Source organism: Actinomadura sp. NPDC049382 (genome assembly GCF_040677125.1).
GTDB classification, from domain to species: Bacteria; Actinomycetota; Actinomycetes; order Streptosporangiales; family Streptosporangiaceae; genus Spirillospora; species Spirillospora geliboluensis.
The window spans coordinates 1-20,468 of the sequence record NZ_JBFARO010000139.1; the positions used below are offsets into that span (position 1 = coordinate 1).

Here is a 20,468-nt window from a genome sequence, read left to right on the forward strand (position 1 = left end):
CGCCGGACGCGCGGGACCCGGCGGAGCCGCCGCCGGCTCCGCCGCCGGTGGCGGCGCACCCCGTCAGCACTGCCAGGGCCGCCGCGAGGACGGCACCCGTCATGGCGGCCGTGCCGCCGCGACCGAGACGGCTCATGGGTCAGCCGAGCCGTCCCTGGACGGCGCGCAGGCCGGCCTGGGCGATGCTCTCGTCGATGCTGCCCTGCGGCGCGCCGCCGACGCCGATCCCCGCGATCGGGGAGCCGCCGGAGGTCACCGGGACGCCGCCGGCGAGCAGCAGGGTGCCGGGGATGTCGCGGAGGGTGGGGCCGTCGCCGGTCGCGCCCTCGACGAGCTTGGACGTCGGCTGCCCGAACGAGACCGCCGTGAACGCCTTGCGCTTGGCCGACTCCACGGTCTGCGGCCCGGCGCCGTCGCCCTTGACGAGGACGCGCAGGTCGCCGGAGCGGTCGACGATCGCGACCGCGACGCGCTGGTTCTGCTTCGCGGCCTCCTTCTGCGCGGCGTTCGCGATGGCGGTGGCCGCGTCGGTCGTCAGCGTCCGGACGTCCTGCACGGCCTGCGGAGCCCGCGGGGCCTTCCCGGCGGCCGGGGCGGCGGGGCTGGCCGAGGCGTTGGCGGCGGACAGGCCGACGGCGCCGGCGACGATGGCGAGCCCCGTCACCGCCCCGGCGACAGTGCGGAACCGGATCCCCGGCCTGCCGTTCTTCCGCGTGCGCTGCGTGTCCTGCCTCGTGGCGTCCTGCATCGTGGTCCTTCCAGGGTGTTCTCGGGTTCGACGCCTTCAAGCCTCGCGGCCGACACGCGCCGCGCCATCGCGGGAGCGGTTGAGGCCGGCGATCGGATCGGTGGACGGCCGGATCAACCGATCGGTCGATGCCGGGGACCGGGCGGCCGGGCAGGCTTGCGAGCGGTGCCGCGAGGGGAGGCAGCAGTCGTGACGGAGAGCGAACGCCGGATCCACCTGGCGATGCACGCGGGGTTCTTCCTGCTGCTCGCCGCGTCGGCGTCCCGCCTGGTGGTGCGGCACGGCCTGGACGGCACGACGCCGGCGCTGCTGGCGCTGTCCGGGGTGCTCGCCGTCGGCTACGCGGCCGGCGTCGTCTGGTGGGACGCGCTCGGCCGCCGGGGCCGCCTCACCTGGCTCGCGGCGGTGGTCGTGTGCTGGGTCGTGCTGGTCGCGATGGCGCCGAGCTTCGCCTGGTGCGCCGTCCCGCTGTTCTTCGCCGCGCTGCGGCTGCTGTCGCCGCGCGCCGCCGTCATCGCCGTGGTGGTGCTCACCAGCACGGTGATCTTCGCGGGCGTCTACCTGGCGGACCGGGTCGATCCGAGCCTGGTGCTCGCGCCGCTCGCGGTCGCCGCGATGGCGGCGGTGATCTTCCTGGAGCTCCAGCGGCTCATCGACGACCTGGTCCGCACGCGCGGCGAGCTGGCCGCCTCGCAGCGCGCGGCGGGGGTGCTGGAGGAGCGCGAGCGGCTGTCCCGCGAGATCCACGACACGCTCGCCCAGGGGCTGACCAGCATGGGCATCCTCCTCCAGGCCGCCGACCGGCAGTGGGACACCGCGCCGGACGCCGCCCGGCGCCATCTGCGGCGGGCGACCGAGGCCGCCGCGACGAACCTGGAGGAGGCGCGCCACTTCGTCCGGGCACTGGCCCCGCCCGCGCTGGCGTCCGGCTCGCTGCCCGCCGCCCTCGGCGAACTCGCCGGCCCGCCGGACGCGGAGCCGCGGGTGCTGTTCCGGGTGGAGGGGGACGAGTACCCGGTGGGCGTCGAGGTTCAGACGGCGCTGCTGCGCGTCGCGCAGGGCGCCGTCGCCAACGCGCGCGAGCACGCCGCCCCCGCCACGGTGATGATCACCTTGACCTATCTCGGCGAGGCGGTGTCCCTGGACGTCGCCGACGACGGCTCCGGATTCGATCCGGGGGCGGCGGTGTCCGCGCCGGGGCGCGGGTACGGGCTCCGTGCCATGCGGGACCGGGTCGCCGAGGTCGGCGGCACCCTCACTGTCGAGAGCGCGCCGGGCGCCGGGACCGTCGTCGCCGCCATGGTCCCCTGGCACGCGGGGCGCGAGGAGGCGATGAGCGGGTGAACGTGGTCCGGGTGACGATCGTGGACGACCATTCCGTGGTCCGGGCGGGGCTGCGCGCGCTGCTCGGCGGCGAGCCCGACATCGAGGTCGTCGCCGAGGCGGCCGACGGCGCGGAGGCGGTCCGGCAGGTCGGACTCGTCCCGACCGACCTCGTCCTCATGGACCTGCAACTCGGCGAGGGCATCGACGGCGTGGAGGCGACCCGGCGCGTCCTCGCGCTGCCGGACCCGCCGCGCGTGCTGGTGCTGACCACCTACGACTCCGACGCCGACATCTCCCGCGCGATCGCGGCCGGCGCCGCCGGGTACCTGCTCAAGGCGGGCCCACCGGAGGAGCTGTTCCAGGGCATCCGGACGGCCGCCCGCGGCGAGACGGCGCTGTCGCCGCGCGTCGCCACCCGCCTGATGGACCGCGTCCGCGAGCCCGCCCCGGCGCTCAGCCCGCGCGAGATCGAGATCCTCGAACTGCTGGCCACCGGCCTGTCCAACCAGCGGATCGCGCGCCGGCTGTTCATCAGCGAGGCCACCGTCAAGACGCACCTGGTGCACATCTTCGCCAAGCTCGGCGTCGACACCCGCACGGCCGCCGTCACGGCGGCCGTCGAGCGCCGCCTCATCCGCCTCCCCGGCTGACCAGCCGTCCAGGGCCGCGCATCCCACGGTCACCGGCGTGCTCGCGCCTCCCATCGGACGATGGGCGCGGAGGAGCGCGCCGTCCGGCCGATGCCCGCATCCACCGATCACGACCACAACGTGTCCAGCCTGAACGCGGTCCAACTCCGCGATCTGGGCTACAGACTCCCCCAATCCTGGCCCCGAGCGGCGGGGCGGGCGGCGAGAAACTCGTCGCCCGCCTCGCCATGCCCGCCGAAACCCGATTCGACCCGCCCCGATCGGGCAGTGAATTCGCCGTGGAAATCTGTCGAATCGAGGGCTCGACCGAGGTTCTCAAGGCGGGTGGCTCGGGCGCGTCCGCCGGCCGGGGCAGGCGCCGCGGACCCCGGACGGCACCGGCCCGCCGGGAAGAGATTCCGGGGCTTTGGATCTTGACCGGGTGGCCGACGGGTATTTAGTTTGGGCCCCGATCAAAACCCCGGCGAAGGGACGCGACCGTGGTTCGACGGAGCGGCACGCAGCGAAGATGGCGGATCACGGTGGCCGGGGTGGTGAGCGTCCTGCTCGTCATCGGCGTGCTGCCCGGGACCACGGCGTCGGCGGACACGGCCGGCCGCGGCCGCCCGGCGTTCGACGTGCGGCCCGCCCATGAGGTGATCAAGCGGCTGGTCGGCCCGCGGTACGCCGCGCAGGTCAGCCTGGAGACCCTGCCCGGCGACCGGGACGCCTTCCGCGTCTCCGGCCGGCACCGGCGGCTGGTCATCGCGGGCAGCAGCTCGCCCGCGCTGCTCATGGGCTTCAACTGGTACCTCAAGCACGTGGTCAAGGCCGACATCTCCTGGACCGGCGACCAGCTCGACCTCCCGAAGCGGCTCCCCCTCCCGGCGCGGCCGATCGAGCAGTCGTCCGTCGTGAAGCACCGGTTCGCCGGCAACGACACCGAGGACGGCTACTCCGGGCCCTACCGGACGTTCGAGGACTGGGAACGCCTCATCGACGTCTACGCCCTCCACGGCGTCAACGAGATGTTCATGCCCGTCGGCACCGAGGCCGTGTACTTCGAGACGCTCCAATCGTTCGGCTACTCGGCGGACGAGGTGCGCTCCTGGATCCCGGGCGCCGGCTACCAGCCGTGGTGGCTGCTGCAGAACATGTCCAACTTCACCTCGCCGATCAGCGAGGACCAGATCCGCGACCGCGCGAAGCTCGGCCGCCGGATCGCCGACCGGATGCGGCAGGTCGGCATCACGCCGGTGCTGCCGGGCTACTTCGGCACCGTGCCGACCGATTTCGAGACCCGCAACCCCGGTGCCGTCACGGTGCCGCAGGGCACCTGGCAGGGGTTCACCCGGCCCGACTGGCTGGCGCCGACGAACCCGGTGTTCGGCAAGGTCGCCGAGCGCTTCTACGGCGTCCAGGACCGCCTGCTCGGCAAGTCGACGATGTACAAGATGGACCTGCTGCACGAGGGCGGCAAGGCCGGCGACATCCCGGTGGGCCGGGCTTCGGTGGCCGTCCAGGACGCGCTGGAGAAGGCCCACCCCGGAGCGACCTGGGTGATCCTCGGCTGGCAGAGCAACCCGCGTGCCGAGACCGTGGCGGCCGTCGACCGCAGCAGGATGCTCATCGTGGACGGCCTGTCCGACCGGGCGCTCAAGGTCGACCGCGACGCCGACTGGAAGGGCACGCCGTACGCCTTCGGGTCGATCTGGAACTTCGGCGGCAACTCGACCGTCGGCGCGCCGGTCGGCGCCTGGAACGAGCGGTTCTGGGCGTGGCGGGCGCGGGCCGGGGGCAGCGCGCTCGACGGCATCGCGATCATGCCGGAGGCGAGCTACAACAACCCGGTCGCGGTCGAGTTCCTCGCCGAGCTGCCCTGGCACGACGGCCCCGTCGACGTCCACCGGTGGTTCGACGAGTACGCGGACGCGCGGTACGGCGGCGCCGACCCGCACGCCCGCGCCGCCTGGCGGGTGCTGGCGGACACCGCCTACGCGATCCCGCCGACCGGCGGCCGGTCGTCCGGGCACGGCGGGCTGTTCGCGGCGGCGCCGAGCCTGGCGGCGACGCGGCCGCACCGGTGGGCGCAGGCGGCGTTCGCCTACGACCCGGCCGCGTTCGCGCGGGCGCTGCCGGAACTGCTGGCGGTGGACCGGTCGCTGCGGGGCAGCTCCGCCTACCGGTACGACCTGCTCGAAGTGGCCCGGCAGGCCGTCGCGGACCGGTCCCGCACCCTGCTGCCGCAGATCAACGCGGCCTATCAGGCCCGTGACCTCGCCACGCTCACGAAGCTGACTGACAGCTGGATCGGCCACATCAAGGGCCTCGACGCCCTCACGGGCACCGACCGCGGCTCCATGGTCGGGCCGTGGCTGCAGCGGGCGCGGCAGGCGGCCGGCGGCCCGGCCGAGGCCCGGCAGCTGGAGTACGAGGCGCGCAAGCTGATCACGTCGTGGGGCGAGAGCAACACCGACCTGCACGACTACGCCTACCGCGAGTGGTCCGGCGTGCTGCGCGACTACTACGCGCCGCGGTGGGCGAAGCTGTTCGACGGGCTGAAGGAGGCGCTGCGCGCCGGCGGCACGCCGCCGGCCTTCGACTGGTACGCCATGGCCGAGGCGTGGTCGAAGGACGGCGGCAAGTACCCGACCAAGCCGTCCGGGGACACCTACACCGAGGCGTCCAAGACGCTGCGGCGGCTGATGGGCGACAGCTACGACCTGCGCCTGGCGCTGCGTCCGACGGGCTCGCTCTCGGGTTCCGCCGAGGTGGCCGCCTCGGTGACCAACACCAACTACTTCGCGCCGATGAGCGGCCTGACCTTCGACGTCTCCGCGCCCGCAGGCGTGGAGGTCCGTCCGGCCGGGCCGGAGAAGGGAGAGATCGACCCCGGCGCCACGCTGGAGCAGTCGTGGACGCTGCACCGCACCGACGCCCTCCCGGCAGGGACGACGCAGGTCGCGGTGGAGTTCACCGTCGGCTTCGACCAGGCGGGGCAGCACCTCACCCGGGAGGCGACGGCGGTGCTGCCGGTGGCGGCGGACGGCCGCGTCCAGCTGAGCGACCTGCCGTTCACCTACTCCTCCAACCATGACGGCATCTACGCGGTGGCCCGCGACACGGTGACGCCGGGCACGCCCGAGGGCAACGGCAAGCCGATCCGGCTGGACGGGACCTTCTACAGCAAGGGGCTCGGCACGAACGCGAACGCCGACGTGCGCTTCGCGCTGAACCAGGGCTGCCAGCGGTTCACGACCGTGGTCGGGATCGACGACGCGATGAACCACACCGCCGACGGCGATGTGATCGTTCGGGTCTTCGGCGACGGCCGGCTCCTGCACGAGACTGGGGTGCTGCGGAGCGGGCTCGCGACCTCCGGGGCCGAGGCCGTCCGGCTCGACGTCGATGTGGCGGACGTCAAGGAACTGCGCCTCGTCGTCGACCAGTACGACGTGAACCGCTGGTTCGACGCGGTGTCGTTCGGCGTGCCGACGCTCACCTGCACGTCGCCGCCGGCGACCAGGTAACTCCCTCCCCCGGGGCCCGCGCCCGCCGAACCGGCGGCCGGGCCCCGGGGCATGTCCGGATCCCTATACGCTCCCGTGCAGGGGGTCAGCGCGGTGAGCACGGGGAAGGCGACAATGACCAGGCCGGTCCGGATCACCGAGAAGGCGACGCCCGCGGTCCTCCGGGAGCGCAACACCGAACTGGTCCTGCAGAGCGTGCTGGCGGGCGGCGGCACCGTGTCCCGCGCCGACATCTCCCGCTCGACGGGCCTCGCCCGCGCCGTGGTCTCGGAGATCGTGGAGACCCTGGTGGCGCGGCGGCTGGTCACCGAGGAGGCGGGGCGCCCGTCCGGCCGCGGCAAGCCGGCCAGGCTGCTCGGCATCGACACCGTCCGGCACTGCCTGCTGATGGCCGACGTCCGCCCATCCGAGGTGCGCGGCGGCGTCATCGGGCTGGACGGCGCGATCGGCGCCACCGTCCGGGTGCCGCTGCCCGCCCGTCCGGGCGCGGCCGACGTGGTGGCGGCGCTCGCGCCGATGCTCGCCGGCCTCGCCGCCGACGACGGGCGGGCGGTGCTGGCCGCCGGGGTCGCCGTCCCCGGCATCGTGTCCCCCGAGCAGCGCGTCATCGAGGCGCTGCAGCTGCGCTGGAGGGACGTCGACCTGGCGGGGCCGCTGAAGTCCGCGCTCGGGCACGACGTCGTGCTGGTCAACGACGCGACGGCCGTGGGGATGTCGGAGCTGTCGTGCCAGCGCAGGGACGGCGACAGCGTCATCGTGCTGCACATCGCGGGCGGCATCGGCTCGGCGATCCTGCTCGACGGCCGCGTGCACCTCGGGGAGCGCCGGCGCGCCGGGGAGGTCGGCCACATCGACGTCGGCGTCAGCGACCGCGACTGCGAATGCGGCCGGCGGGGCTGCCTGGAGACGGTGGCGAGCCTGCCGGCCGTGCTCGACGGCGCGCCCGTCGAGCGGCTGGACGCGGTCGCCGCGCCCGGTGCCGCGCCGGCGGCGCCGGAGCTGGCTGCGCTCGCGGCACGGGTCGACTACGCGGGCGAGAGCCTCGCGGCCCTGCTGTGCGTGCAGGCCGCGATCCTCGACATCGGGGACGTCGTGATCGACGGCCCGATCCGGCGGGCCGGGGAGCGGCTGCTCGACGCGATCGAGCGCGAGCTGGCGGTGCGGCTCCCGCCCAGCGACGTCCGGCGGCCGCGCTTCTCCACGATGGCCGAGCGCAGCATCATGCACGGCGCCGCCGCGACCGCCATGCACGACCGGCTCGGCGTCATCTGGCACAACGCGTCGTCCGGCACGGCGCCCGGCCGGCCTCAGCCGTCCGCCGGGGGCCGGTAGGCGAGGCCGATCTGGGGGCTGATCTCGGCCAGCATCAGCTCGAACATGGGGGCGGCGTCGTCCAGGGCGAACTGCAGGTGCCCGAAGACCTCCAGGCTGACGCCGCCCTGGAGCCGGATCCAGCACTTCAGGAACTGCTGGATGACGCCGGCCGGCAGATCGACGCCGACGACCTCGTCGCGGTAGCGGCGCAGCTGCGGCAGCAGGGCGGGGTCGATCTCGTCGTCGGACGCGACCGGGAACGGGCTCTTGTTCCACAGCTCCAGGAACAGGGCCATGAACGTCCAGCCGAACTGGCGGGCGCACTCCTCGGCGAAGTCGGCCTCCTGCTCCTGCTCGCCGACGCCGCGCACGGGCGCGCCGAACAGCAGCGCGTACTCGCGGGGGTGCGCGAGGGACCAGGTCCGGAAGCGGCGGGACACCGCCAGGAACTTGCCGCTCATGTCGTCGTGCGGGACGTCCTTCAGCGCGGTGTGCAGTTCGCCGGTCAGCTCGCTGAACAGGTCGCCGACCAGGTGCCGCAGCAGTTCGCCGTGGCTGCCGAAGTAGCGGTAGAGCGCCGGCGCGGTCATGCCCATCTCGCGGGCGATCGCGCGCAGCGTCACCGCCTCGGGGCCCTCCTCGACGAGGATCCGCCGGGCGGTCTCGGTGATCTCCCGGACCGTCGCCGCACGCAGCCGATCACGCCGTGTCTCCACTACGCCGCCCTCTCCTCCCGCGCTCCTGCCGTCCTCGCATGATTCCTCAGAAACACCCTTGACGAAAGCGAACGCTGTATGCGAAGTTAACGCTGTTCGCAGCTTACACCGTTTACTTCAGTGATGGACCGTAGCGAGACAGGGGAGCGGGTCATGTTCGAGCGATGGGGACGATGGGTCCACCGGCGGCGCCGGTGGGTCCTCGCGGCGGCCGGCGCCGCGCTGGTCTTCTCCGCCGTCTGGGGGACGGGCGTCTTCGGCGCGCTCACCTCGGCCGGCGGCTTCGACACGCCGGGCAGCGAGAGCGCGAAGGCCGCGCAGGTCGCCGAGCGCGACCTCGGCCGGGACGAGGCGGACGTCGTGGTCCTTTATCAGGGGCGGACCACGGTGGACGACCCGGCGTTCCGGGCCTCGGTCGAGCGGGCGCTGGCCGCGCTGCCGCAGGACAAGATCGCCTCGACCGACACCTACTGGACGACCAGGGCGCCGCAGCTCGTGAGCGGCGACCGGACGGCCACCTACGCCGTCCTGCGGCTGGCGGGGGCCGACGAAGGCGCGCGGAGCGACAACTACGCCGACCTCAAGGACGAGCTGACCGAGGTCGGCGGCGGGCTCACCGCGAAGGTCGGCGGGACGATCGGCACCGAGGCCGCGATCAACGACCGGGTCTCGTCCGACATCGGGCGGGCCGAGGGCATGGCGATGCCGGTGCTGCTCGTGCTGCTGGTGCTGATCTTCGGCGGGCTGGTCTCGGCGAGCCTGCCGATGCTGATCGGCGGCATCGCGATCCTCGGCTCGTTCACCGCGCTGCACGCGCTCACCTACGTCACCGACGTGTCGATCTTCGCGGTGAACATCACCACGTTCCTCGGCCTCGGCCTCGCGATCGACTACGGGCTGTTCATGGTCAGCCGGTTCCGCGAGGAGATCCGCCGCGACGGCGCCTCGATCGAGGACGCCGTGGCCGCGACGATGGCCACGGCCGGGCGCACGGTCGCCGTGTCCGGGATCACGGTGGCGGTGTCGCTGTCGGGGCTGCTGCTGTTCGACCAGAACTTCCTGGTCTCGATGGGCTACGGCGGCATCGCGACCGTGTTCGTCTGCATGCTCGGCGCGCTGACCGTGCTGCCCGCGCTGCTCGCCGTCCTCGGCCCGAAGGTCGACGCCCTCTCCGTGCGGCGGCGGCGCGCGAAGGCGCCCGCCGGGCAGGAGGGCGGCCAGTGGTGGCGGCTCGCGCACAGCGTCATGCGCCGCCCGGTCGTCTACGTCGTCGCCACGGTGGCGCTGCTCCTCGCGCTCGGCTCCCCGTTCCTGCACATCAACTGGGGCGGCGTGGACGCGAAGGTCATGCCGGAGGGCGCCGACGCGCGGGTGGTCGCGGAGACGCTGGAGACGCGGTTCCCGCCCAACGCCACCAACCCGATCGAGGCGGTGGTGACCGGGACGTCCGACCGGGCCGCGATCCAGTCCTACGGGGACCGGCTGGCGGCGGTGCCGGGGATCACGGACGCGACGGTGACCGGCGCGAAGGGCGCCACGACGCGGATCGCGCTGCGCTACGCCGCCGATCCCGACTCCGACGCCGCGCGCGACCTCGTGGGGAAGGTCCGGGACGTCCCGCCGCCGCCGGGCGCGCAGGCCCTCGTCGGCGGGACCACCGCCGACGTCGTCGACCAGCTCGACAGCATCGGCGCGACGCTGCCGTGGCTGGCGATGCTCGTCGGGGGCGCGACGTTCGTCCTGCTGTTCCTGGCGTTCGGGTCGGTGGTGCTGCCGCTGAAGGCGATCGTGATGAACATGCTGTCGCTGTCGGCCACCTTCGGCGCCGTCGTACTGATCTTCCAGGACGGCCACCTGTCCGGCCTGCTCGACTTCACCGCGACGGGCTCGATCTCCCCGGCGATGCCGATCCTGATGCTGGCGATGCTGTTCGGGATCTCGATGGACTACGAGGTCTTCCTCCTGTCGCGGGTCCGCGAGCAGTACGACCTGACCGGCTCCAACACCACCGCCGTCGCCGCCGGCATGGCGCGCACCGGCTCGATCATCACCAGCGCGGCGCTGCTGTTCATCGTCGTGATCGGCGCGTTCGCCACGTCCGGCATCACGTTCATCAAGATGACCGGCCTCGGCATGGCCATCGCGATCCTGATGGACGCGACCATCGTGCGGGCCCTGCTCGTCCCGGCCGCGATGCGCCTGATGGGCCGCGCCAACTGGTGGGCTCCGGGCCCGCTCGCCCGCCTCTACGGCAAGTACGGCATCCGTGAAGGAGACACTCCCGCTCCGCAGCAGCCCCATCTGGAACCGGTGGGCTGACCCCGGCGGGCCGCTTCAGTGGCCGGTGGTGCGCGACCACCGGCCACTGAAACGTGTCAAAGCAGTACAAAACGGTGTTTACCCTGCTTGACGTAGCACCGGGATGCCGTGGGGGCGGGCGGGGGGCGACGGATGTTCGAGCGATGGGGCCGGTGGGTGCACCGGCGCCGCCGGTGGGTCCTCGCGGTGGCGGGCGCGGCGCTGGTCTTCGCCGGCGTGTGGGGGACGGGCGTGTTCGGCGCGCTGTCCTCGGCCGGCGGGTTCGAGACGCCCGGCAGCGAGAGCACCAAGGCCACCCGGATCGCCGAGCAGGCCCTCGGGCGGGACGCCGCCGACGTGGTGGTCCTCTACCAGGGCAAGACCACGGTCGATGATCCGTCCTACCGGACGTCGGTCGAGCAGGCTCTGGGCGCGCTGCCGAAGGACAAGGTCGCTTCCGTCGGCACCTACTGGACGACCAAGGCGCCGCAGTTCGTCAGCGGTGACCGCACGTCCACCTACGCCGTCCTCGAAATGGCCGGTGCCGACGATGCCGCCCGGGCGAGCTCCTACGAGGCGATCAAGGACGAGCTGACCGAGGTCGGCGGCGGGCTCACCGCGAAGGCGGGCGGGCCGGTCGCGACCTCCGCCGCCATCGACGAGCGCGTCACCTCCGACATCACCCGCGCCGAGGCCATCGCCATGCCGGTGCTGCTCGTGCTGCTGGTGCTGATCTTCGGCGGGCTGGTGGCGGCCGGCCTCCCGCTGCTGGTCGGCGGGTTCGCGATCCTCGGCTCGTTCACCGCGCTGCACGCGCTGGCGTACGCCACCGACGTGTCGATCTTCGCGGTGAACATCACGACGTTCCTCGGCCTCGGCCTCGCGATCGACTACGGCCTGTTCGTGGTCAGCCGCTTCCGGGAGGAGCTCAGGCGGGACGGCGCCTCGGTCGAGGACGCCCTGGCCGCGACGATGAACACCGCCGGGCGCACCGTCGCGGTGTCCGGCGTCACAGTCGCGATCTCGCTGTCCGGGCTGCTGCTGTTCGACCAGAACTTCCTGGTCTCGATGGGCTACGGCGGCATCGCGACCGTGTTCGTCTGCATGCTCGGCGCGCTGACCGTGCTGCCCGCGCTGCTCGCCGTCCTCGGCCCGAAGGTCGACGCGCTGCCGCTGTGGCGCCGGCGCAGGGAGTCCCGGGGCTGGTGGGCGCGGCTCGCGCACAGCGTCATGCGGCGCCCGGTCGTCTACGTCGTGGCCACGGTGGCGCTGCTCCTCGCGCTCGGCGCCCCGTTCCTGCGCATCAACTGGGGCGGCGTCGACGCCGCCGCGCTGCCGGCCGGCACCGACGCCAGGGCCGTCGCCGAGGCCCTGGACGCGCGGTTCCCGCGCAACGCCACCACGCCGGTCAACGCGATCGTCACGGGGACGGCCGACCGGGCCGCGATCGACGCGTTCGGCGACCGGCTGGCCGCGCTGCCCGGCGCCGCCGGGGCCACCGTCACGGGATCGGAGGGCACGACGACGCGGATCGCGGTCCGCTACGACGCCGACCCCTACTCCGACACGGCGCGCGACCTCGTGCAGAAGGTGCGGGACGCGCCGGCGCCGCCGGGCGCGCAGGTCCACGTGGGCGGCGCCACCGCCGACGTCGTGGACGAGGTCGGCGGGCTCGGCGGCACGCTGCCGTGGCTGGCGCTGCTCGTCGGGGGCGCGACGTTCCTGCTGCTGTTCCTGGCGTTCGGATCGGTGGTGCTGCCGCTGAAGGCGATCGTGATGAACCTGCTGTCGCTGTCGGCCACCTTCGGCGCCGTCGTGCTGATGTTCCAGGACGGCCACCTGTCCGGCCTGCTCGGCTTCACGCCGATGAGCGCGATCGCGCCCGCGATGCCGATCCTGATGCTGGTGATGCTGTTCGGGATCTCGATGGACTACGAGGTGTTCCTGCTGTCGCGGGTCCGCGAGGAGTACGACCGGACGGGCTCGAACACCGCGGCCGTCGCCGCCGGCATGCAGCGCACCGGCGGGATCATCACCAGCGCGGCGCTGCTGTTCATCGTCGTGATCGGCGCGTTCGCCACGTCCGGCATCACGATGATCAAGATGGTGGGGGTCGGGATGGCGGTCGCGATCCTGGTGGACGCGACGATCGTGCGGGCCCTGCTCGTCCCGGCGATGATGCGGCTGATGGGCCGCGCCAACTGGTGGGCTCCCGGGCCCCTGTCCCGCTTCTACGGCAGGTACGGAATCCGTGAAGCGCCGGTCACCAATCTGCGGAAACCGCTTGTGGTCCCCCTTGAGGCGGCGCGAGACTGAACGGCATTCCACCGGCACCGCCTCGCGTGACGCGTACCGCGACGGATCCCGTCCGGCGGATCCCATACCACAGCACACGGATGTCCCTTGGGGAGGCACCATGTCCACGCGGGTGATCATCGACGCCGAGGCGGAACTCGCGCAGCTGGAACGGCTCACCGACGCCCTGCGGGCCGCGGGCTGGGCGGTCGAGGTCGCCGCGCCCGCCGGCCGCCGCCCGTCCGCGCTCGTCGCCGACCCGCACATGCGCCGGATCAACGAGAGCGTCATCGCGGCCCCCGACGGCCCCGGCGGCTCCTGGGCCTACTTCTACGGCTGGGGCGAGCGGATCGCGCCGTGCACGGACCCGTCCGGCACCGCGGCGCTGCTCGGCCGCGTCCTCACCGCCCGCCGCGACAACTGACGGCGGGGCTCAGGCCGACTTGCGGCTCCGGCTCTTGGCGGGCTCCTTCTTCGCGCCCGACTTGGCCGGCGCCTTGCGGGCGGCGGGCTTCTTGGCGGCCGCCCCCTTGCCGGACGCGGCCTTGCCGTCCTTCTCGCCGCGGCTCTTCTTGGCGGCCTCGACGCTGGCGCGCAGGGCGCTGAGCAGGTCCGCGGCGGGCTCCTCCTCGGCCTCCTCCGGCCGGGTGACCTCCCGGCCCTCGACCTTGGCGTCGATGACCGCCTGGAGTGCCTCGCGGTAGGCGTCCTTGTACTCCGACGGGTCGAACTCGCCCTCCATCGACTCGATCAGCGAGGTCGCCATCGACAGCTCCTGCTTGCGGATCTCGATGTCCTCGTCCAGGAACGGGAAGTCGGGGGTGCGGACCTCGTCCGGCCAGAGCATCGTCTCCAGCACGAACACGCCGTTGCGGACGCGCAGCGTGGCGAGCGACTCGCGCTGCCGCAGCGCGACCTTCACGACCGCGACCTGCCCGGAGTTCTCCAGCGCGTCGCGGAGCAGCACGTACGGCTTGGCGCCCTGCGCGTCCGGCTCCAGGTAGTAGGACTTCGCGAAGTAGATCGGGTCGACCTCCTCCTGCTCCACGAACTGCAGGACGTCGATCCGGCGGCTGGACGACAGCGGCAGGTCGGCGAAGTCCTCGTCGGTGAGGATGACCATCTCGCCGGACGGCAGCTCGTAGCCCTTGGCGATGTCGGAGTACGGCACCTCCTCGCCGTCGACCGTGCAGACCCGCTTGTACTTGATGCGCCCGCCGTCCTCCCGGTGCACCTGGTGGAAGCTGACGTCCCTCTGCTCGGTCGCCGAATAGAGCTTCACCGGTATCGTCACCAGCCCGAACGAGATCGCGCCCTTCCAGATACTCCGCATGATCCGTCCTTACCCAGCACGTTCCCGCTCCTAGCGTCGCAACCTCCCGCGTTTTGCGCCAGAACGAGCCGTTGATCCTTTTCTGCGCGGCGGGACCGGGTAAGACGCCGGTATGACCATGCCGTGGCCCGTCGAGCCCATGATGGCCGCCACCGGGGAGCTGCCCCCCGACGGCGAGCGCTGGGGCCTGGAGCTGAAGTGGGACGGGGTCCGCGTCCTGGCGCACGTCTCGGCGGACGGCGTCCGGGCCGGCGGGCGGCGCGGCGGCGACGTGACGGGCCGGTACCCGGAGCTGTCCGCCCTGGCCGACCTGCTGCCCGACCACGACGTCGTGCTGGACGGCGAAGTCGTCGCCTTCGACGAGGGGCGGCCGAGCTTCGAGCGCCTCCAGCGGCGGATGCACGTCGAGCACCCCGACGCCCGGCTGATCCGCCTCGTCCCCGTCCGGTACGTGGTCTTCGACGTCCTGTACCTCGACGGGCACCTCCTCTACGACATGCCGTACACCGACCGCCGGTCGCTGCTGGCCGATCTGGACCTGGCCGGAACCGGCCCCGTGGAGGTCCCCCCGTACCTGCACGGCGCCGACGCCACGCAGGTGCGGGAGTTACTCGCCTTCACCCGCGAGCAGCGTCTGGAGGGCGTCCTCGCCAAGCGGCTCGACTCCCCCTACCGGCCCGGGCGGCGCGTCGACTTCTGGCGCAAGGTGAAGAACTTCATGACGCGCGAGGTCATCGTCTGCGGGTGGAAGCCCGGCAAGGGGCGGCGCGAAGGCGGAGTGGGGTCGCTGCTACTCGGCGAGTACGACGTGAAGGGCATGCTGGGGTTCGTCGGCCACGTCGGCACGGGCTTCACCGACCGCGCCTTGGACGAGCTGTACGAGACGCTCTGGCCGCTGCGCCGTCCGACGAGCCCCTACGACGAGGCCGTCCCGCGCGAGTTCGCCAAAGACGCCCAATGGGTTGAGCCGCAACTCGTCGGGGAGGTCGCCTACAGCGCCCGCACCCGGGACGGACGCCTCCGCTTCCCGTCCTGGAGGGGCCTGCGTGACGACAAGGACCCCCTGGAGGTCACGAGTGAGCAGTAGACCGGCGCGCGCCGAACACGCCGGACAGGGCCGTACAGGAGCCGCCGGAGGCGGTGCATGAGCGGCAAGAAGACCACAGTGGAGGTGGACGGGCAGCAGCTCTCGCTGTCCAACCTCGACAAGAACCTCTATCCGGAGTTCACCAAGGGCGAGGTCATCGACTACTACGCGCGCATCGCCCCGGTGATGCTGCCGCACCTGAAGGACCGCGCCGCCACCCGGATCCGCTGGCCGGACGGCGTCGACGGCGGCAAGTTCTTCGAGAAGAACGCGCCCTCCCACACCCCCGACTGGATTCGCACCGCGACCGTGCCGAGCCCCGGCAGCACGCGGGGCCGCGAGACCCTCGACTACATCGTGGTGGACGACCTGCCCACGCTCGTGTGGTGCGCGAACCTCGCGGCGCTGGAACTGCACGTCCCGCAGTGGAAGGTGGGGCCGCGCGGCAAGGTGCACACCCCCGACCTCCTCGTCTTCGACCTCGACCCCGGCCCGCCCGCGACGATCGTCGAGGCGTGCAAGGTGGCGCTGTTGCTCGAAGAACTGCTCGGTGAGGACGGCCTGCAGGCGTACCCGAAGACCAGCGGCAAGAAGGGCTTGCACGTGTACGTCCCCATCAAGGAGCCGAAGGAGGCCGAGCGGACGTCGCAGTACGCCAAGGGCATCGCGGAACGGCTCGCCAAGGAGCACCCGGACCTGGTCGTCGCGAAGATGGAGAAGCGCCTGCGCAAGGACAAGGTCTTCGTCGACTGGAGCCAGAACAACCCCGCGAAGACGACCGTCGCGCCGTACTCGCTGCGCGCGGCCAGCCGCCCGTCCGTCTCGACGCCCGTCACGTGGGACGAGCTCGAATCTTGCGAGGACGCCGCGGACCTCGTGTTCTCCCCCGGCGAGGCGCTGGAGCGAGTGGACGAGCACGGCGACCTCCTGGCGCCGCTTCTGAAGGACCACCGCCCGCTCCCCTGAGCTTCCCGCCGCGATTCGCGTGCCCTATGTGTTCGAACCGGCACGCTCCGGGATCGGATTCCGCCACCATGGACGCGGGGACACCGAGCGGGGCGGAAGGAAGAGCAGTTGTCGCAGAACCACTACGACGCCGTGGTCCTCGGCGGCGGGACGGCGGGGGAACTGGTCGCGGCCGGGCTCGCCCGCGCCGGCCGGGACGTCGCGCTCGTCGAGAACCGCCTGGTCGGCGGAGAATCGCCGTACTTCGCGTGCGTGCCGTCCAAGTCGCTGCTGCTGTCGGCGCGGCGCGGCGAGACCTGGGAGATGGCGCTGGCGCGCCGCGACGAGCTGGCCGGACGCCGCGGCGACGATCCCGCCGTCGCGCGGATGGCCGAGGCCGGCGTGACCGTGCTGCGCGGCCGCGGCCGCGTCCTCGAACCGGGGCGCGTGGAGGTGGACGGGGCCGTCCACGGCTACGGCGACCTCGTCGTCTGCACCGGCAGCGAACCGGTGATCCCGCCCGTCGAGGGCCTCGCGGACGTCCCGCTCTGGACGAGCGCGGAGGCGCTGTCGGTGCCCGACCTGCCGCGCCGGCTGGTGATCCTCGGCGGCGGCCCGGTCGGCTGCGAGCTGGCCCAGGTGTACGCGGCGTTCGGGTCGCAGGTCGCGGTCGTGGAGGCGTCCGGGCGGCTGCTGACCGCCGAGGCGCCGTTCGCCGGCGAGGTGGTCGCGGACGCGCTGCGCCGCATGGGCGTCGACCTGCGGCTCGGCGCCGCCGTCGGCAACGTCGAGCGCAAGGACGTCGGCGTGCGGCTGTGGCTGTCGGACGGCGGGACGCTCGACGCCGACCGCGTCCTCGTCGCCGCCGGGCGCCGTCCCCGCGTGGAGGGCCTCGGGCTGGAGACCCTCGGCATCGCCGTGTCCCCGGGCGAAGGCGTCCCCGTGGACGAGACGTGCCGGGTGCCGTCCAGTACGGGGGGTGTGTGGGCGGCCGGTGACGTCACCGGCATCGCGCGGACCACGCACGCGGCCCGCTACCAGGCGCAGATCGTGCTGGCGAACCTCCTCGGGCGGCGCCGCGAGGCCGACTACCGCGCGATCCCCCGCGTCGTCCACACCTCCCCCTCCGTCTACTCGGTCGGGATCTCGCCCACGCGGGCGGCGGAACTCCGCATAGACCTCCTCACGGCCGGGTACGACCTCGCCGCGACGGCGCGGGCGGCGGTGGAGGCCGACGAGCGCGGCCGCGTCGAACTGTACGCCGACCGCTCCCGCGGGCTGCTCGTCGGCGCCGCCGCGGCCGGCCGCCATGCCGAGGAGTGGATGAGCGAGATCGCCCTGGCCATCCGCGCGGAGACGCCGCTGAGCCTGCTCGCCGACGTCGTCCACGCGTTCCCGACCTACGGCGAGGCCGTCGAGGCGCCGCTGCGGGAGCTGGCGGAGCGGTGGCGCCGCGACGGGACTTCGGAGGAGGACCGAGATGAGCGAGACCGACGACCTGGACCGGCCGGCGCCCGATGACGCCAACGAGGCCGACGCCGCCGAGCAGCGCGCCGCGCTGGACGAGACGGTGGACGGCCCCGGCACCGCCGCCCCCCTGCCGGAGGAGGCGAACGAGGCCGACGCCGCCGAGCAGCGGCGCGAGGTGCCGGTGGACGAGGACGACTACCGGTGACCGGCGTTGGTCCGCGCCACAGGTAACAAGGTTTTCGAAAAAGATCGGTGCGGGGTGGCGCCCGCCCCGGCGGGAATACACTGACCTGCGCGAAGGAACGCCGCCGCGGCGAGAATGTCCCCGACGGAGTTACTCGCGCGTAGGATGATGTGATTGTCCACACGCGGCGGACGACCCCCTCCCGCCGCGACGATTCGGTGATCGGAGAGTGTGGTGACCGCGACCCCGGACGCCCGCCCCCGCGGTACGCGGCTGCCGCGGCTGGCGCGCCGCAGGCAGCTGCTCGGCGCGGCCCAGGAGGTGTTCGTCGCGCAGGGGTACCACGCTGCGGCGATGGACGAGATCGCCGAGCGCGCAGGCGTCAGCAAGCCCGTGCTCTACCAGCACTTCCCGGGCAAGCTGGAGCTGTACCTGGCCCTGCTGGACGAGCACGCCGAGAACCTGGTGAGGATCGTCCGGGAGGCGCTGGAGTCCACCACGGACAACAAGCTGCGCGTCCAGGCGAGCATGCAGGCCTTCTACGACTTCGTGGCCGGCGACGGCGAAGCCTACCGGCTCGTCTTCGAGTCCGACCTGCGCAACGTGGCGCCCGTCCGGGCCCGCGTCGACCGCGCCAACCAGCAGTGCGCGGAGATGATCGCCCAGGTCATCGCCGAGGACACCAACGCCCCCGCCGAGGAGGCGCACCTGCTCGGCATGGGCCTGGTCGGCATGGCGGAGGTCAGCGCCCGGTTCTGGCTCTCCCAGCACCGCGCGATCCCGAAGGACACCGCCGAGAAGATCATCGCCCGGCTGGCCTGGCGCGGCATCTCCGGCTTCCCGCGCACGACCGACCAGGGCTGACCCCGGCGCGGGACGGGGCGTTCACCCTCGGCACAACCGACTGCCCGCGCGCCGGGTGATCTCCGTGCGACCATCGGGGGAGAGACCCCGCCGGCGGTCGGCGGGGACGCAGACGGACGACGGGAGCAGCGCGTTGCAGGTTCGCATCGGGGTGCAGAACGTTCCCAAGGAGCTCGTGGTGGACACGGCGCAGTCGGCCGACGAGGTGACGGAGGCGCTCTCCGACGCGCTCCACGAGCCGAACGGCGTGCTGGTCCTCAAGGACCGGCGGGCCGGGCGGATCGTGATCCCGGCCGCCCGGGTCGGCTACCTGGAGATCTCCGAGGACGAGCAGCGCAGCGTGGGCTTCGGCACGCAGTACGCGTGACGGCCTCGGCCGGCGGGCCGGCGGGGCGTTTGACCTGCGTTTTGTTTTAACCTGACATAACGGGCATACCGATCACCGTTCACGGGCCGTCCCGGCCCACGGAGAAGGAATGGATGATCGACATGCTCACGACGATCCTCTGGTTCATCGTCGTCGGTGCCGTCATCGGAGCCCTCGCCCGGCTGCTCGTTCCGGGCCGCAACCCGATCGGCGTTCTGCTGACCCTGCTCATCGGGGTCGCCGGCGCCGTCCTCGGCGGTGTCGTCGCGGACGCACTCGGCGCGGGAACCCTCATCGCCTTCGTGTTCGCGGTCGTGATCGCCGCGCTCGGGGTGGCGGCGCTGACCGGCATGAACACGCGCGGGCACGGCGGCCGCAAGCGCAACTGGCGCACCCGCCGCGGCACGTTCTGACCGCGCGGCGCGCGAGGTGACGCGCGCCCGGCACTCCGTGGAAGGCCCCCGCCTCGCGAGGCGGGGGCCTTCGCGGCTCCGGGCCCCGGAGTGGCTCAGGGCGTGGGAACGGCCGCGCCCGCCGCTCGGAAGACGTCCGGCCTGATGTACCGCCCGAGGCGCCGGTACGGGATGTCGAACGGCCGCCATTGCCGCCCGCACGCCATCGAGTACCCCATCCGCGACACCGGCGGGTAGAAGACGATCCCCTGGCGCGTCGGCAGCATGTGCAGGACGCCCTCGTTCACCAGGGTGGGCGTCAGGTCCCGAGCGTACGGCGGGGTGTCGACGTACTGGCGGCGTTCGGAGTCCCAGAACGGGCCCTCGCCGCACAGCGAGCCGTGCCCGGGACCGTACTCGGCCAGCAGGCGTGTGAGGGCGCTCATGCGCGGCCCTGTCAGCGCGTCGGGGCGGAAGAAGTCGCGGCTCGCCAGCGCCCGGCCGGTGGTGAGGTCGACCGTGACCACCTGCACGGCGGGCGTGTTCCGCGTCATGACCGTCCCGCTGAAGCTGTAGCGGACGGAGAAGAGCTTCGGCCCCTTGAGGCCCACGTCGTACTCGACCTTGCCCGTGTAGGGGTTCGCGGGGTCGTCCCTCGGCAGGAAGGCGGCCAGGTCCGATCCGGCGCTCTCCGCCCAGCGCTCGGCCGGCTCCCGGATGAGCGCGTTCACCCTGGCCGTCAGCCCGCCGGGGAGCCCGGACAGCTGCGGCACCCGCGCCGTGACCCGGGTCGAGGGGCCGCTCGTCGTCCGGGTGAACGACACGGGCCGCACCTGGAGGACCGGGGGCCGCTCCACCCGCGACGCCTCGTCGCCGGTGCTCGCCGCGTACACCCCCGCGCCGCCCGCCGCGACGGCGCTCGCCGCGATCACCGCCCCAGCCGCCTTGGCGGCGACGGCCGCCGAGACGC

Annotated in this window: 18 protein-coding genes; 14 read left to right on the forward strand and 4 right to left on the reverse strand. The window is 73.0% G+C overall.

The features are described 5' to 3' along the window. Positions 1-139: 139 nt before the first annotated feature. Positions 140-748 (reverse strand): heme-binding protein, encoded by a 609-nt coding sequence (locus AB0K34_RS40140; protein WP_138639150.1) that lies wholly within the window; start codon positions 746-748, stop codon positions 140-142. Between the two features lie 189 nt (positions 749-937). On the opposite strand from AB0K34_RS40140, the gene AB0K34_RS40145 reads away from it, so the two are divergent. From AB0K34_RS40145 to AB0K34_RS40160, 4 genes are all read left to right on the forward strand, one after another. Next, positions 938-2,092, forward strand: coding sequence for a sensor histidine kinase (locus tag AB0K34_RS40145; protein WP_364553940.1), 1,155 nt, complete (start codon positions 938-940; stop codon positions 2,090-2,092). A 2-nt stretch (positions 2,093-2,094) separates the two neighbouring features. Then, positions 2,095-2,724 (forward strand): response regulator transcription factor, encoded by a 630-nt coding sequence (locus AB0K34_RS40150; protein ID WP_301175942.1) that lies wholly within the window; start codon positions 2,095-2,097, stop codon positions 2,722-2,724. Positions 2,725-3,203: 479 nt separating this feature from the next. Further along, entirely contained in the window at positions 3,204-6,233 is a 3,030-nt protein-coding gene (locus tag AB0K34_RS40155; protein ID WP_364553942.1) for an alpha-N-acetylglucosaminidase TIM-barrel domain-containing protein, read from the forward strand. 114 nt (positions 6,234-6,347) lie between these two features. Continuing rightward, positions 6,348-7,565 carry an ROK family transcriptional regulator gene (locus tag AB0K34_RS40160; RefSeq protein ID WP_364553944.1) on the forward strand — a complete coding sequence of 406 codons (1,218 nt, stop codon included), beginning with the start codon at positions 6,348-6,350 and terminating at the stop codon, positions 7,563-7,565. Here the strand turns inward: AB0K34_RS40160 and AB0K34_RS40165 are convergent. Continuing rightward, entirely contained in the window at positions 7,541-8,263 is a 723-nt protein-coding gene (locus AB0K34_RS40165; protein WP_138639144.1) for a TetR/AcrR family transcriptional regulator, read from the reverse strand. The genes AB0K34_RS40160 and AB0K34_RS40165 overlap by 25 nt on opposite strands. Positions 8,264-8,416: 153 nt before the next feature. On the opposite strand from AB0K34_RS40165, the gene AB0K34_RS40170 reads away from it, so the two are divergent. The 3 genes from AB0K34_RS40170 (at position 8,417) to AB0K34_RS40180 (ending at position 13,280) form a co-directional block, all read left to right on the forward strand. Beyond that, positions 8,417-10,582, forward strand: coding sequence for an MMPL family transporter (locus tag AB0K34_RS40170; RefSeq protein WP_364553947.1), 2,166 nt, complete (start codon positions 8,417-8,419; stop codon positions 10,580-10,582). A gap of 132 nt (positions 10,583-10,714) precedes the next feature. Beyond that, positions 10,715-12,877: an MMPL family transporter gene (locus AB0K34_RS40175; protein WP_364553949.1), complete on the forward strand. Its 2,163-nt coding sequence runs from the start codon at positions 10,715-10,717 to the stop codon at positions 12,875-12,877. 100 nt (positions 12,878-12,977) lie between these two features. Next, positions 12,978-13,280, forward strand: a complete 303-nt coding sequence (locus tag AB0K34_RS40180) for a hypothetical protein (RefSeq protein ID WP_138640604.1) — start codon at positions 12,978-12,980, stop codon at positions 13,278-13,280. 9 nt (positions 13,281-13,289) lie between these two features. Here the strand turns inward: AB0K34_RS40180 and AB0K34_RS40185 are convergent, their stop codons facing one another. Continuing rightward, entirely contained in the window at positions 13,290-14,189 is a 900-nt protein-coding gene (locus AB0K34_RS40185) for a Ku protein (protein WP_138640603.1), read from the reverse strand. A 112-nt stretch (positions 14,190-14,301) separates the two neighbouring features. On the opposite strand from AB0K34_RS40185, the gene ligD (AB0K34_RS40190) reads away from it, so the two are divergent. The 7 genes from ligD (AB0K34_RS40190) to AB0K34_RS40220 all read left to right on the forward strand — a co-directional run bounded on the left by ligD (AB0K34_RS40190) (position 14,302) and on the right by AB0K34_RS40220 (position 19,519). Beyond that, a complete protein-coding gene (ligD, locus tag AB0K34_RS40190) occupies positions 14,302-15,276 on the forward strand; it encodes a non-homologous end-joining DNA ligase (RefSeq protein WP_138640602.1) in 975 nt (324 codons plus the stop codon). A 57-nt stretch (positions 15,277-15,333) separates the two neighbouring features. Continuing rightward, positions 15,334-16,242, forward strand: a complete 909-nt coding sequence (gene ligD, locus AB0K34_RS40195) for a non-homologous end-joining DNA ligase (RefSeq protein ID WP_364553952.1) — start codon at positions 15,334-15,336, stop codon at positions 16,240-16,242. A 108-nt stretch (positions 16,243-16,350) separates the two neighbouring features. Beyond that, complete coding sequence (locus AB0K34_RS40200; RefSeq protein ID WP_240808430.1) at positions 16,351-17,742, forward strand: NAD(P)/FAD-dependent oxidoreductase; 1,392 nt, start codon at positions 16,351-16,353, stop codon at positions 17,740-17,742. Continuing rightward, positions 17,702-17,896 (forward strand): hypothetical protein, encoded by a 195-nt coding sequence (locus AB0K34_RS40205; protein WP_138640600.1) that lies wholly within the window; start codon positions 17,702-17,704, stop codon positions 17,894-17,896. The genes AB0K34_RS40200 and AB0K34_RS40205 overlap by 41 nt, the downstream gene beginning before the upstream one ends. A 213-nt stretch (positions 17,897-18,109) precedes the next feature. Beyond that, the gene (locus tag AB0K34_RS40210) at positions 18,110-18,739 is read left to right on the forward strand and encodes a TetR/AcrR family transcriptional regulator (RefSeq protein ID WP_089326332.1); all 630 of its coding nucleotides are present in this window, start codon (positions 18,110-18,112) and stop codon (positions 18,737-18,739) included. Positions 18,740-18,872: 133 nt separating this feature from the next. Beyond that, the gene (locus AB0K34_RS40215) at positions 18,873-19,106 is read left to right on the forward strand and encodes a DUF3107 domain-containing protein (RefSeq protein WP_138640599.1); all 234 of its coding nucleotides are present in this window, start codon (positions 18,873-18,875) and stop codon (positions 19,104-19,106) included. A 113-nt stretch (positions 19,107-19,219) separates the two neighbouring features. Continuing rightward, a complete protein-coding gene (locus AB0K34_RS40220; RefSeq protein ID WP_254715089.1) occupies positions 19,220-19,519 on the forward strand; it encodes a hypothetical protein in 300 nt (99 codons plus the stop codon). Between the two features lie 95 nt (positions 19,520-19,614). Here the strand turns inward: AB0K34_RS40220 and AB0K34_RS40225 are convergent. Further along, a partial coding sequence (locus AB0K34_RS40225) for a hypothetical protein (RefSeq protein ID WP_364553955.1) occupies positions 19,615-20,468 on the reverse strand: 854 nt, incomplete at its 5' end.

What these genes read in the sequence shown, in the direction of transcription:
- AB0K34_RS40185 (WP_138640603.1), bottom strand. Translation starts at nt 14,189, where the DNA reads ATGCGGAGTATCTGGAAGGGCGCGATCTCGTTCGGGCTGGTGACGATA.
- ligD (WP_138640602.1), top strand. Translation starts at nt 14,302, where the DNA reads ATGACCATGCCGTGGCCCGTCGAGCCCATGATGGCCGCCACCGGGGAG.
- AB0K34_RS40205 (WP_138640600.1), top strand. Translation starts at nt 17,702, where the DNA reads ATGAGCGAGACCGACGACCTGGACCGGCCGGCGCCCGATGACGCCAAC.
- AB0K34_RS40220 (WP_254715089.1), top strand. Translation starts at nt 19,220, where the DNA reads ATGATCGACATGCTCACGACGATCCTCTGGTTCATCGTCGTCGGTGCC.
- AB0K34_RS40180 (WP_138640604.1), top strand. Translation starts at nt 12,978, where the DNA reads ATGTCCACGCGGGTGATCATCGACGCCGAGGCGGAACTCGCGCAGCTG.
- AB0K34_RS40140 (WP_138639150.1), bottom strand. Translation starts at nt 748, where the DNA reads ATGCAGGACGCCACGAGGCAGGACACGCAGCGCACGCGGAAGAACGGC.
- AB0K34_RS40170 (WP_364553947.1), top strand. Translation starts at nt 8,417, where the DNA reads ATGTTCGAGCGATGGGGACGATGGGTCCACCGGCGGCGCCGGTGGGTC.
- AB0K34_RS40175 (WP_364553949.1), top strand. Translation starts at nt 10,715, where the DNA reads ATGTTCGAGCGATGGGGCCGGTGGGTGCACCGGCGCCGCCGGTGGGTC.
- AB0K34_RS40160 (WP_364553944.1), top strand. Translation starts at nt 6,348, where the DNA reads ATGACCAGGCCGGTCCGGATCACCGAGAAGGCGACGCCCGCGGTCCTC.
- ligD (WP_364553952.1), top strand. Translation starts at nt 15,334, where the DNA reads ATGAGCGGCAAGAAGACCACAGTGGAGGTGGACGGGCAGCAGCTCTCG.